The 13,649-nt window shown below is 38.0% G+C and carries 12 protein-coding genes; 8 read left to right on the top strand and 4 right to left on the bottom strand.

Annotation, left to right across the window (positions count from 1 at the left end; translation table 11 throughout):
• Positions 1–41: 41 nt before the first annotated feature.
• From G0028_RS02565 to G0028_RS02550, 4 genes are all read left to right on the top strand, one after another.
• The gene (locus tag G0028_RS02565; RefSeq protein ID WP_180046747.1) at positions 42–488 is read left to right on the top strand and encodes an RrF2 family transcriptional regulator; all 447 of its coding nucleotides are present in this window, start codon (positions 42–44) and stop codon (positions 486–488) included.
• A gap of 90 nt (positions 489–578) precedes the next feature.
• Positions 579–1,412: a ribosome biogenesis GTP-binding protein YihA/YsxC gene (gene yihA, locus G0028_RS02560; protein ID WP_180046745.1), complete on the top strand. Its 834-nt coding sequence runs from the start codon at positions 579–581 to the stop codon at positions 1,410–1,412.
• A gap of 133 nt (positions 1,413–1,545) precedes the next feature.
• The gene (locus tag G0028_RS02555) at positions 1,546–2,490 is read left to right on the top strand and encodes a metal-dependent hydrolase (protein ID WP_180046743.1); all 945 of its coding nucleotides are present in this window, start codon (positions 1,546–1,548) and stop codon (positions 2,488–2,490) included.
• A gap of 134 nt (positions 2,491–2,624) precedes the next feature.
• Entirely contained in the window at positions 2,625–3,155 is a 531-nt protein-coding gene (locus G0028_RS02550; RefSeq protein ID WP_130074336.1) for a hemerythrin domain-containing protein, read from the top strand.
• Between the two features lie 15 nt (positions 3,156–3,170).
• Here G0028_RS02550 and G0028_RS02545 read toward each other — a convergent pair whose 3' ends face one another.
• Both G0028_RS02545 and G0028_RS02540 read right to left on the bottom strand, forming a co-directional pair.
• Positions 3,171–4,397 (bottom strand): dicarboxylate/amino acid:cation symporter, encoded by a 1,227-nt coding sequence (locus G0028_RS02545; RefSeq protein WP_180046741.1) that lies wholly within the window; start codon positions 4,395–4,397, stop codon positions 3,171–3,173.
• 150 nt (positions 4,398–4,547) lie between these two features.
• On the bottom strand, positions 4,548–5,423 hold the full coding sequence (locus G0028_RS02540) for an acyl-CoA thioesterase (RefSeq protein ID WP_130074334.1): 876 nt from the start codon (positions 5,421–5,423) through the stop codon (positions 4,548–4,550).
• Positions 5,424–5,709: 286 nt separating this feature from the next.
• Here G0028_RS02540 and plsB point away from each other — a divergent pair, with 286 nt between their 5' ends.
• Together plsB and G0028_RS02530 are read left to right on the top strand one after the other, a co-directional pair.
• A complete protein-coding gene (plsB, locus tag G0028_RS02535; RefSeq protein WP_130074333.1) occupies positions 5,710–8,295 on the top strand; it encodes a glycerol-3-phosphate 1-O-acyltransferase PlsB in 2,586 nt (861 codons plus the stop codon).
• Positions 8,296–8,392: 97 nt separating this feature from the next.
• A complete protein-coding gene (locus G0028_RS02530) occupies positions 8,393–8,917 on the top strand; it encodes an SMI1/KNR4 family protein (RefSeq protein WP_130074332.1) in 525 nt (174 codons plus the stop codon).
• Between the two features lie 366 nt (positions 8,918–9,283).
• Here the strand turns inward: G0028_RS02530 and G0028_RS02525 are convergent, their stop codons facing one another.
• Positions 9,284–9,796 carry an alpha-ketoglutarate-dependent dioxygenase AlkB gene (locus G0028_RS02525; protein WP_180046739.1) on the bottom strand — a complete coding sequence of 171 codons (513 nt, stop codon included), beginning with the start codon at positions 9,794–9,796 and terminating at the stop codon, positions 9,284–9,286.
• A gap of 75 nt (positions 9,797–9,871) precedes the next feature.
• Positions 9,872–10,624, bottom strand: a complete 753-nt coding sequence (locus tag G0028_RS02520; RefSeq protein ID WP_130074329.1) for an NAD(P)H-binding protein — start codon at positions 10,622–10,624, stop codon at positions 9,872–9,874.
• A gap of 59 nt (positions 10,625–10,683) precedes the next feature.
• Here G0028_RS02520 and recG point away from each other — a divergent pair, with 59 nt between their 5' ends.
• Positions 10,684–12,729: an ATP-dependent DNA helicase RecG gene (recG, locus tag G0028_RS02515; protein ID WP_180046737.1), complete on the top strand. Its 2,046-nt coding sequence runs from the start codon at positions 10,684–10,686 to the stop codon at positions 12,727–12,729.
• Between the two features lie 276 nt (positions 12,730–13,005).
• Positions 13,006–13,641, top strand: coding sequence for a ComF family protein (locus G0028_RS02510; protein ID WP_174493382.1), 636 nt, complete (start codon positions 13,006–13,008; stop codon positions 13,639–13,641).
• The last annotated feature ends 8 nt before the right edge of the window (positions 13,642–13,649 follow it).

Below are 13,649 nucleotides of genomic sequence, written 5' to 3'. Positions count from 1 at the left end.
TTCACGTTAACATAGTCTTAAACTCACCAACTGAAAGCGTTATGCAGTTAAATAAATTTACCGATTACGCACTTCGCCTCGTCTTATATACAGCAAGACCTAAAGATATGCCCTATACCATTGCTGAAATTGCCAAAGACTTACAAGTTTCAGAAAATCATTTGGTTAAAATTGTACATTTTATGGCAAAAAAAGATTGGCTCATCACCACGCGAGGTAAAGGCGGGGGCATTCGCTTAAATCCTAGTGTTCACAGTTTAAAATTAGGCGAGATGGTTCGCATTTTACAAGGTCAAGTCCCAATCGTAGAATGCAATACTCCGCCCTGCGTTTTACGTCGTAATTGCGGATTAAAAGGTATCTTAGATCAAGCTGTTGAGCAGTTTTATCAAGTATTAGATCAATATACGGTTGCAGATGTGTTACATCGTTCTAATGGTACAGCGCCATCGCAAAATTCACTTATTGCATTGATTCAACTCGGATGATGCTTGTTATTTTTGAATTTATAGCAAGAAATTCGTCAGATGCAGCTTGATCATTTATACTAGGCATAATTTTTAGTTTGAAGTTGAATTATGCATCGCAGCAGTGGAAAGTCGAAAAACAGTAAAACAGCAAATGCGCCTCGGCAGAAAATTAGCTACGAAAAAAAAGTCGATTCAGCTATTTCTGAATATGCGAGTACAGCACTCAATTGGCTACGCAAAGCTGAGTTTTTAATGAGTGCACCCAAACTCGACCTATGTGTAGAAGACACGGGGTATGAGGTTGCATTTGCAGGTCGTTCAAATGCGGGGAAATCTAGCGCAATTAACGCCATCACCAACCAAAAACAACTCGCACGTGCGTCAAAAAAACCTGGTCGTACCCAAATGATCAACTTTTTTAGTTTGGGCAATCCAGATCAACGCTTGGTCGACTTACCAGGTTATGGTTATGCAGCCGTTCCCGAAGCAATGAAAATTGTTTGGCAGAAAGAATTGGAAAATTACCTGATTCATCGCAAAAGTTTACAAGGCTTAATTTTACTGATGGATATTCGCCATCCTTTACAACATTTTGATGTCATGATGTTGGAATGGGCATACTCTCGTCAGCTATTTGTCCATGTATTACTCACCAAATCTGACAAACTCAATCGTGGACCTGCCAATAAAGCACTTTTAGAAGTGAAACAAGAATTGAAAAAAATGAAATTAAATTTTTCTATTCAATTGTTTTCATCTTTAAATAAAGAGGGCTTAGAAGAATTAGCAAGCATCATGGGTGGTCGTTTAAATTTCACGTTAGACAACCCAACAGGTTTTGACTTAGACAGCATTCCAGAGTTCTCTGATGATGAGATAGAAGAGACTGACTTATCAAAATTTGATGAAAACTTAGTGAATAATGTAGACCAGATCAAATAATTTTGTAATTGTCTGACCAAATACATCACCTATTGATATTTGAATGTCCTAAATTGCTAATAACTATTTAGGACATTTTTTTATACTAAATATAAAATGTGTAGTAACAGATTAAAAAAATTAGGACACTGTAATGAAATTATTATCGAAATTAAAAAACAGTAAGATTGGATCGTCTATTCAGTATCATATCAAACCACGAAAGGTGAAGTTTGAATGGCAGGAAACCCCTATTGATTGGATCCCAAATCAGCCTTTTGCAAGCTATTTTATTAATGAAATTAACAATATTTTGCCTGCGGGTGAATTTTGGTTCTGCCGCCTTTATAACCGTGTATTACCTAAAGTCACTGACGAAAAATTAGCAGAAGATGTTCGTGCTTTTATTCGCCAAGAAGCCATGCATGCTCAAGCACATACATCCGCAAATAAAGAATATTTAACTGTGCGGAATATTGATATTCAACGCAACCTAGATGTGATGGACTTTCTATTTGGTAAGTTATTAGCAGATCAGCCTTTAGGTTTAAAAATTCCTGAGGCTCTTGATCATCAATGGGATCTATTCCGTTTAGGCGTTGTCGCGACTGTAGAACACATGACCTGTGTTCTTGGTAAATACGCACTTTACAATAAAAAGTGGGGCGATCTTGGTGCAGATCCCAATATGCTTGACCTAGTGAAATGGCATGGTGCTGAAGAAATTGAACACCGTACTGTCGCATTTGATTTATACCGTCATTTAGGTGGTGGTTATATTTCTCGTTATTACCAAAGTGTGATTGTCATTGCCGCAGTACTAGGGTTATGGGTAGATGGTGCAGCACATATTATGGGACAAGACCCTCGTTTTGCCGATAAAAAACCTGCGGTATATAAACCATGGATTTGGCGTGAATGGGCAAATATTGCACAAAAAGATAATCGTATTATGCCTCATCCTCTTTGGTTGGTTTCACAACAACTTGGTTATTTGATGCCTTGGTATGACCCTGTACATGAAGCGAAAACTGAAGATGCAATTGCATATTTAGATCAGTCTCCTGCTGCTAAGCGCGCACTCCCTAAAGTTGCCTAAACAACACAAAATCACAATTGAGTTCAAACATAAGATCTGTATGCACAAAGTATGCAGATCTTTTTTTATTGCTCGATTTAATGTATTTATAATGTTAAATTACAACAAATATCACAATAAATGAGAAATTCGTGATGAATAGCATTATTTTATTTTTCCAAAAACTCTTTGGAATATTCAAAGCCTCAAGTCAACAACTACAGGCTGAACACACATCTAACATCAATCAATCAACCTCTGCAATTTCATATTCAGAACAACTTATTCCTGCACTTAAACATGATCATCAAGCCTTGATCAACTTATATGGTCAAATTTCATACTATATTTTATCGCAAAAATATGACGCAATTCAGCAAAATCTAGATACGCTCAAAACTGAGTTTAATCGTCATATCATGCAGGAAAATGTCAGTTTTTATTGTTATCTTGAGCAAAAATTTATTCAAAATCCTGAACAGCTCGAAACCATCAAATTTTATCGTAAAGAAATGAACGGTATTTCCCATGCCTTTATTAAGTTTATTAAAAAATGGCAAACAACCGCTATTTGTGATGATAATATTGAAGAGTTTCGCACTGAATATGAAACCATTGGTCAAGTATTAGCACAACGAATCAATCAAGAGGAAGACCATCTTTATACAATGTATCAACCCTCATAAGCTCTAATCATAGGATTACATTTCCCGAGTATGGCGATCTACCACCACACTGATCATCATATCGCCTTGTACATTCACCACAGTTCTCACTGTGTCCAACAAGCGATCAATTGGGAGTAAAATTGCAATTGCTTCAGCGGGTAAGCCTACTGATTGCAATACCATAATCATCGTGACCATGCCAGCACTTGGAATCCCCGGTGCTCCTAAAGATGCAATCATTGCTGTCAAACAAACAATCACTTGTTGTCCGATACTCAGATCTAATCCCATCAAATTTGCAATAAATAAGGCGGCTGCAGCCTCATATAGTGCCGTACCATCCATATTTAATTGTGTACCCAATGGAATCACAAAACCTGCTGTCTGAGGTCTCACACCTAAATTTTCCTGTGCACACTTCATCGACAGTGGCATTGTTGCTGAACTTGAACTGGTCGCAAATGCAGTAATTAATGCAGCACGTGTACCTTTAAAAAAGGTGATTGGATTCATTTTGCCAAATATCCACAGCAGTAAAGGTAAGACCACTGCCCCATGAAAAATGGTTGTTCCTGTTACCACCGCAGCAAATTCTGCTAAACGGCTCAAAATTGAAAGATCTTCAGTAGAAATCAGCTTCACCAATAATGCAAAAATACCGATTGGTGCGAGCTTCATTACCCAACTCACAAGCAGCATCATCACTTCAAAGAATTGCAAGCTTAAGGCACGAATGCTGTTAAATTTCTCTCCACCTTTCACCAATGCCGCCCCTAAAAACAGTGCAAAAACAACAACTGCAAGAACGTTGCCCTCTGCAAATGCTTTAAAGGGATTAATTAAAGTATTTTGAATAAAATTGGTAAAAAATGAGCTTGGGGTTAGGGTATCTGGTGTTTGATGACGATTCATTGCATCTTGAAATAACGCAATGTCTACCCCTTTACCCACATCAAATAAATGGGCACAGGTGAGACCTAAAATCAGCGCTAAAGTTGTTGTCGTTACACAACATGCTAAAGTGATTTTCCATGTACGACTGAGTTGCCCACCCGCCTGTAAGTTGGATACCCCCACCACAATCGAGCTAAAAATAAGTGGCACGAGCAGCATTTTGAGTAAACCAATAAAAATACTACTGGCTATCCCTAATGCATAAATACTGGTGTCAAAAAATTGGGTTTCAGGAAATTGGTTGAGTAGAAATCCAAATGCGACTCCTAATATTGCAGCAATTAATATTTGCGTATTTAAGCTCATCTTCACTGACTATTTTTCTTGAATTAGCAGAACTATGCCATTGAAAGCATGAACAATCGAGCATTTTTTGTGACAAGTGTTGCACTAAAAACACAAAAGCCATCAAAAATTGATGGCTCTTTATATATTTTTATAAATAAAATAAAAAACTTAACGTTGCTCGATTTCACGCATACGCATCAAGCCTTCTTGCACTGTGCTACAGACCAATTCACCATTTTGCCACATACGTCCATGATTCAAACCACGAGAACTTGCAGTCACCGTTGCATCCATGTCATATAACATCCATTCATCAGCTTTGACTGGTTTATGGAAATAAATTGCATGATCAATACTGGCAATCTGAATACTTGGACTTAAATACGTCATTCCGTGTGGACGTAATGCTGTCACCATAAAGGAATAATCTGAGTAAAATGCTACAATTGACTGGTTTAAAGCCACATCATCTGCAAGTTGTTGTGGCAGCTTTTCATAGGTTTTCATATAAAATGCATTTAATGGCGCTTCAGGTTGTGGCTGAAATGGATTACCGATATTAATCGGTTTAATTTCTACCTGACGTGGGCGCATAAATGCTGCACGAATATTTTCAGGAATAAAACTGATTAAATTTTCTTTTAATTCTTGTTCCGATTTCAACTCATTAGGCGCTGGATAATCAGGTTCAGCAACTTGATAGTTCAAACCTTCTTCAGGGGTAGCAAAGGACACCATCGCTGAAAAAATGGTACGTCCATGCTGTATAGCACGCACTTGGCGACTTAAAAAGCTTTTACCATCACGCAGTTTATCAACTTCATAAATAATCGGGGCATTAATATCGCCCCCATAAAGAAAATAGGCATGCATCGAATGTGCAGGACGGTCTGCGGTATAAGATGCTGCACGCAATGCCTGACCCAGCACTTGACCACCAAAGACACGCTTACCCACAAGGTTACGACTTTGCCCACGAAAAATATGTTCTTCAAGCTTTTCCAGTGTAAGTAAATCTACGAGATCTTGGGTTAAAGCATTCATATAAAACCTATTCTTATTTGGGCTATAGTGAAGTAAAATTCCACATTGGCCTGAAACTTTAGATAATGGTGGTTATTCTGCCATAATTTCAGAGTGATTTACTAAAGTTTCATAAACAATGTCGTCACTTATTTTTTTGTTATAATTCTTAAAAATACGATTTTTAACGATAAAATTGCATACGATCGTCATGATTTATTAGAAAATGACATATTGTTTAATGGCAATTTTTTAATATTTAATGGGTTTTGACCCAATACAATATGTCTAGGTGCTAGGAGTAAATATGTCCAAGAATGGTTTTGGTCAAATGTATCGTCGGCTTTCCAGTAAGCTACTTGACCTTGTGGTCACACCACATGTTCTTGGAGAGGTTCCTACCCCAGAGACTCCCCTCTTAGCCCATGAAAATAACCAAGAGCTTGCTGTAACACCTCCCACAAAAGTTGTGTGTTACGTTTTACAAAATTATTCACGTAGTAATGCGTTAGTTGTAGATGCGGAAACACGCCGTTTAAATTTACAACCTGCACTCGACCCGATTCAACTTGAAAGTCAAAAAGAAAAAGCCGCTGTTATATTTTTACAAAATAATGATGATGTACAGTTTTTAGGACAGCACAGCCATGCTTTTCCACCTCGTCTTGTACGTTTAATTGACTTTATTGAACAACATCCTGACGTGAATGTTGAACTGATTCCTGTGACTGTGTTATGGGGACGTTCACCTGATAAAGAAGATTCATTATTTAAACTTCTATTTACAGATACATGGGCAACACCAAGTAAAGTGAAGCAGTTGGTGAATATAGGCGTGCATGGTCGTCAATCCTTTATTGAATTCCATGAAGCAAAATCTTTACGTAGCTTAGTGAACTATGCAAAAGAACAGCATCCAAATGTTTCTCCTGTTACTTATATTGTCAATCAACTGAATGATTATTTAGACCGTCAGCGTGAAGTGGTACTTGGTCCCGACTTATCAGATCGCCGTAACGTGATGCAATCTTTAATCAAATCACCCGATGTACAGGATGCCATTCGTAAAGAAAGTATCCGCTCAAAGATTAGTATGATTGAAGCAGAGCGCAAAGCGGTTGGTTTTGTCAATGAAATTGCATCTGACTATTCTGCATCAACGGTTCGTTTTGCAGAAAGAGCTTTAACACGTCTATGGACGCAGTTATATGACGGTGTAGAAGTTCATAACTTCAGTACAGTACGAGAGTTGGTTAAAGACTATGAAGTCATTTACACCCCATGCCATCGTAGTCATATCGATTACTTACTGCTGTCTTATGTGATCTATAAACGTGGCTTGATGGTGCCATATATTGCCGCAGGTGATAACCTCAATATGCCATTTGTTGGGCAAATTTTACGTGGTGGCGGTGCATTCTTTATTCGTCGTTCATTCCGTGGGAATGCGCTTTATACATCTGTATTCAAAGAATATTTATTTAATATTTTATCACGCAATACCCCATTAGAATACTTCATCGAAGGTGGTCGCTCACGTACTGGTCGTTTATTGCCACCGAAAACAGGGATGTTAGCCATGACAGTACATGGCCATTTACGTGAAAAAGCCAAACCGATTGTCTTTATTCCAACCTATATCGGTTATGAGCGTTTGATGGAAGGTGCGACCTACGTCGGCGAAATGAATGGTAAGGCTAAAGAATCTGAATCAATCTGGGGTATTATTCAAACCCTGAAAAAGATTGAGCGTATCTTTGGACGTGTACATGTCAATTTCGGTGAACCTGTTTTCTTGGATGATTTACTGAAACAACACGGCGCAGATCAGATCAAAATTGAACACAATGACGATCCGATTCCGCAAGAAATTTCCAATGCGGTCAATAGTTCTGCCAATGCTATTCTGGAAAATATCAACCGTGCCGTGGTGATCAATCCTGTTTCGTTATTGTCCCTGATTTTATTAGCGACACCGAAACACACGCTTGATGAAGGTATTTGTGTTAAACAGCTCGATACGTATCGCAATTTGCTGACTGCAATTCCGTATGACGGTCGTACTCAAGTTACCCCTCTTTCAGGCAAAGAAATTATTGCTTATGGTCTAAAACTGAAATTAATTAAACGTGTTCAACACGTACTTGGCGATATTATTGCGATTGAAGACAATCAGGCTGTTTTACTGACTTATTTCCGTAATAATATTTTACACGCCTTTGTTTTACCTTCACTTATTGCTGCATTGGTTGAGCATAATGGGAAAATCAGTAAGGCTGATTTACTCAATGTGATTCGTACGCTTTATCCATTCTTAAAAGCTGAATTATTCTTGAAATGGAAAGACAGTGAAATCAAAGCGCAAGTAGAAGAGTATGTAAATGCGCTAGCCGAAGCGAATTTGATTTTTGTCGATGATGAAGATTTTATCTACTGCCCTGTGCCAAACTCGGAAGATCATAATCAGCTTGCAGTATTGGCTGCACCTGTACGTCAAAGTCTTGAGCGTTATTACATGACTCTGGCTTTGATCACGCAACGTGGTTCTGGCAATATTTCAATTCGTCAGGTTGAAGAGCTGAGTCATCTTGTTGGTCAGCGTTTGTCTGTGTTGTATGAGTTCAATTCGCCAGAATTCTTTGATAAAGCCTTATTCCAAAGCTTTGTGAAAGTCTTAACTGAGCAAGGTTATATCAAGACCAATGAAGACAATGCGATTGTATTTGATGCGCAATTCCGTAATGTTGCACAATATGCCAACTTGGTGTTGGATGATGTAACTTTGCAAATGCTTCAACACATTACATCGTTTACCGATGATGAGTTAAAAGAAGCGTTGGATGCTTTAGCTGCACAACAAGCGAAGAAGCGTTTGAAACGGAAGAAGAAGTAATTTTTTTGCGTTCCCTCTCCTCTTCAGAGGAGGGGGTTTAAAAGTAAAGTTTAGAAATATTGTTTTTATGATCAGAAACTTGAATTGAGAATTTTATATGGAAATTAATATATTTACAGATTATGGTGAAGTTGATCAAAAAATTATTGAAAATTATGCTGAAAAATTAGGATTTAAATTTCCAAAATCTTATATAGAACTTTTAAGAAAACATAATGCACTTAGACCATCCGACAATTTTTTTGAAATTTTTGATGAAAATAATAATAGCATAGCAGGAGGCAGTATCTACTTTTATGGTTTCGGTTATGAAGATTTTGAAATTTGGGATGATGAAGATCGCTTACGATATCAAAATTCTATAAAAAGCTACGATGCGATAGAATTAAATCAACCCGATGAGTGTATGTATAAAAATATGATTGTATTTGCTCAATGCGCCAATGGTGATTACATTGCGTTTGATTACAATCCTAATTTAAATTCTAATAATCCTAAAATCGTATTTCTATCACATGATGAATTCACGAAAGATATAGATGAAGAATATAAAATGTTAGCAGTGACTATTGCTAATGATTTTGAGTCATTTATGTCTTTATTAAAGAAAGATGATTTTTAAATAACTCAAAAAACAATATGGTATATCATAATTTTTTTTTACAAAGAAAGTTTCCAAATCTTTCAGTAAATGGCTGATTATCTTTAAAAAACTATCAGAACCGATTAAATCCATTTTTCATCTTTATTGCCATATAGAAGATTATGGAATATATGAATTACACAAGGCTGTTAAAGCCCCAACTTGGGCCATTGATATCTTTACGATTAAAAAGCAAATTATTGAAGTTATAGAAAATTCGACTGAGTACATTGAGGATATTAATCTTGTTACAGGCAATGAGTTTGATACGAATGAAGAATTACAGGATTGGTTAATTCCGATTAAGAATAGGATTTTGTCTTTATAATTTTGATATCACATATTTTACAAAATCTTCCTAAAGGTCAAACTCATTCTCGCCTGATCTGTTTCATGTTTTGGAATAGCATGTTGCCATTCTTTCTGCACACTTTGAGTCATATAAAGCAAACTCCCCGAAGCCAACAAATACTCTTTCGTGATTTCAGGATTACCTATTTTTCTAAATTTCAGAATCCGCTCACTACCTAAAGACACGATCGCAACACCTGTTTCAGGGTACAGAATATCTGTTTGATCAGAGTGCCATCCCATACGTGCCTGACCATTTTCATAAAAATTAATCAAACAATTATTCGGCTCAAAACCCAGTACATTTTCAATCTGAACAATTAACGGTTTTAACTCCTCTAAAAAAGTCACTTCAGGATAAGACATTTGAGAATAATTATAAGCCTTACCGAAACTTGCCGTTTTACGCGCGGTCATGCGACTATCCCATACAATTTTATGACTTAAAACCTCGAATAATTTTTGTGGGTCTTCTATAAAGTTATCAATATAAAGAATATCTTTCATTTTCTTATAAACACTTGAATCTAATCATTATGAAATATCACTATAACAAGTTTAATGCTCAAACTTAAATCCTGATTAATCTAATCTCCCCGCAAAAATCCTCTTCCCCGTTTCCCTATCACTCTCCAAAACCAACTCAGGCAACCCCATCTCACGTTGAATCTTTAAAATTTTCTCATGCAAAGGCTGAGGATGATTATCGGTACAAATATATGATTTTTCAGGATGTTCCACGTGAAGCAAACGCGCTAAGAAATTGGCAAGATCATCAATATGAATCCGATTTGACCAATGAATATTCGGATAAGTTTTTGTTATTTGAGCAATTTTCACCATTCTTTCAGATGAAATCCCATAAATCCCTGTCGGACGTACAATTACACATTCATTTGGATAAGCCTGTTGCCATAAAGCTTCCATTTTTAACAGCAAATGACCTTGTTCATCACTAGGGATCGTTGGCGAATCATCATTGATGATTTCACCATTATTCTCACCATACACACGTGTAGATGACACCACGATAATTTTCTTTACAGGATGATCTTTTAAAGCATTTACAATGGGTTTTACAGAATCCACATAAGTGTGCGTGTAAGCTTCCACAGAACTTAAAGTGCTATTTCGAGATGGTGCAAGTAACACATAAACCGCATCGACAGGTTTGATTTGCGATAAATCGAGCTGATGAATGTCTTGAATCAAATGTTCAGCAAAATCATCCTCTTTCGCGCTACGGCTGACTGTGGTAATTTGGTGATCTTGTTGAAATAATTGTTTAGCAACACGCTGTGATGTTTTACCATAACCGATAAATAGAATATGCATCAAACCACCTATTTTCAAAACTGATCCATCAAGATCACTAGAACCTAAGTTGAGGGGACATGGCTGCCGTCCATCAATTGCAAGGGGTTGGCAATGCCGCCGCTGCTTTACTTGAAAAACTGAATATTTTCACAACAGACGATCTGCTGTTTCATTTGCCACGTGACTATGAAGATCGTAGCACGATCATTCCCATGAACCAATTACAGGTTGGGCGTAGCTACCTCATGGAAGGCGTGGTCAAATCGATTGATATGCCACCCGGAAAGCGTAAGTCGATGGCGATTTTGCTACAGGATGATTTCGGCAAAGTCACCTTACGTTTTTATCATATTTATAAAGCCTTGATGGATCGTGCCAAAGCAGGCAACCGTTTAAGAATCTTTGGTGAAGTTCGAGTCGGCGCACGTGGTTTAGAGTTATATCATCCTGAAATACAGCTCATCACCGAACATACGCCTTTACCACAAACTGAACTCACGGCAATTTACCCTGCGACCGAAGGCTTGACGCAACCTAAACTGCGTGACTATGTCAAACAAGCACTGAACCATCATGCCGATGATTTACCTGAGCTATTGCCTGAGAAATTTACCAATGGCTACGCTATGAAACAAGCGCTTGAATATATTCACCATCCTCCTGTCGATGCCAATATGTTGCAACTGTCACAAGGTTCACACCCTGCACAGCAACGGCTGATTTTTGAAGAATTGGTGGCACACCAAATCAGTTTATTGACTCGTCGTGCTTATATTCAGCAAATTTCAGCACCATCATTTTCACCAAGTAAAACTTTTGCCAAACAACTTTTGGCAAGTTTGCCTTTTGAAATGACAGGTGCACAAAAGCGTGTGTCGAATGAAATTGCCAAAGATTTAAAACAAAACAAACCGATGTTACGCCTTGTTCAAGGTGATGTCGGCGCAGGAAAAACCTTAGTTGCAGGTGTTGCCGCCTGTCATGCTCTGGAAGAAGGTTGGCAAGTTGCCTTGATGGCACCAACTGAAATTTTAGCCGAACAGCATTATCTAAATTTTAAGAAATGGTTTGAGCCACTGGGTTTAAATGTGTCATGGCTTTCAGGCAAGCAAAAAGGTAAAGCACGTACAGCAGCAGAACAAACTATCAAAGATGGTACGGCGAATGTTATCGTCGGTACACATGCGTTGTTTCAGGACAATGTCGAATTTGCCAAACTCGGTTTAGTCATCATCGATGAACAACATCGTTTTGGGGTCGATCAGCGTTTAGCCCTGCGCAACAAAGGTCAGGACAACACCACGCCACATCAATTGGTGATGACCGCAACACCGATCCCACGAACTTTGGCAATGTCTGCTTATGGCGACTTAGATACCTCAGTGATTGATGAACTTCCACCCGGACGTACTCCAATTCAAACGGTGACTATACCACTCGACAGACGTGAAGAAGTCTTACAACGCATTGCCAAAAACTGTGCTGAGGGCAAACAAGCCTATTGGGTCTGTACCCTCGTTGAACAGTCTGAAACTTTAGATGCGCAAGCGGCAGAAGCCACGTATACGGAAATTAAAGAGCGTTTTCCTGAACTCAATATCGGACTTGTACATGGCAAAATGAAAGCCGATGAAAAGCAATCTGTGATGCAACAATTTAAGGACAATGAATTACAGTTACTCATTGCAACCACAGTGATTGAAGTCGGTGTAGACGTACCGAATGCTTCGATTATGGTCATTGAAAATGCTGAACGTTTAGGACTTTCACAACTACACCAATTACGTGGGCGTGTGGGTCGTGGCGCAACAGCAAGTTTCTGTGCCCTACTGTATAAAAATCCGCTGTCGCAAAATGGGCAGGAGCGTTTACGCATCATGCGTGAAACCAATGATGGTTTTATCATTGCCGAAAAAGATTTGGAAATACGTGGACCAGGTGAATTACTCGGCACCAAACAAACAGGAGATATGGGCTTTCGCGTCGCCAAACTTGAAAGAGATGATCATTTGCTCAATCAAGCACATTATGTCGCAAGCCAAGTGTTAAAAGATTATCCTGAAAATGCAGAAGCATTACTGAAAAGATGGTTACCTGAAGCACCTAGATATGCGTATGTTTAAATACCTCTTTACAAAATAAAAGAAAAAATCACAAAGGAATTTGCTATCGCGTTAGGCGACATGGATGTCGCCGTTGGGCAAGGGCATCATGGACGTGCCCTTTGCCCAACAAAGAGGTTTTTTTACTTTTGTCCAGTCAAAAGTAAAGAATTGCCTACACAAATTCATTTAAACTTTTCACTGTAAATTAAGGCAGTGCAAACCTTAAATTTATATTACCCAACTTTGATTGAATGGTATTAGAATCAATATTCAAAAATAAAAAAGAACAAAAATATGCTCCAATTTATCAACCAACTACTCTACAAAGGCGTACAAAGCATTTCCCCTTGCCTGCTTTGTGGTATCGACCGCCAACAACAGCATTCACTCTGCAATGATTGTTGGGAACAACTGCCTTGGTTTAAACAACATACTATACGCCATGAACAAAATATCCTTTGCGCACATCACTATGATTTTCCAATCAATCGCATTATTCAAACCTATAAATACGAACAACAACTGCAATATCAAAACTTACTTGCTCACAGTCTTTTAAATTTAAGACTTCCAAAAGTCCAAGCCATCGTGCCCATGCCAATTTCTACAGAACGCTTAAAAGATCGTGGCTATAACCAAATGCTGCTCATTGCCAAAATTATGGCAAGAGAACTCAAAGTCCCTGTCTGGCAACCTGTGATTCGTGCAGCACAACATTCACAAAAAGGGTTAAGTCGAATCGAACGACTGGAAAATATTGAAAACCAATTTCAAATCATCCCTGCTGAAAAACGAAAATATAAAAAAGTATTGATTATTGATGATGTAGTGACAACAGGAAGTTCAATTCATGCACTCAACCAAGCACTAGAAAAATTAGGTTGTCAGCAGATTTATAGTGCATGTATCGCTGTTGCTGGAACAAAATAGCCCTCTTT

This window comes from Acinetobacter piscicola, assembly GCF_015218165.1.
GTDB classification, from domain to species: domain Bacteria; phylum Pseudomonadota; class Gammaproteobacteria; order Pseudomonadales; family Moraxellaceae; genus Acinetobacter; species Acinetobacter piscicola_A.
The sequence above is the reverse complement of the archived record's forward strand: the minus strand, read 5'-3'. Positions and strand labels throughout refer to the sequence as shown.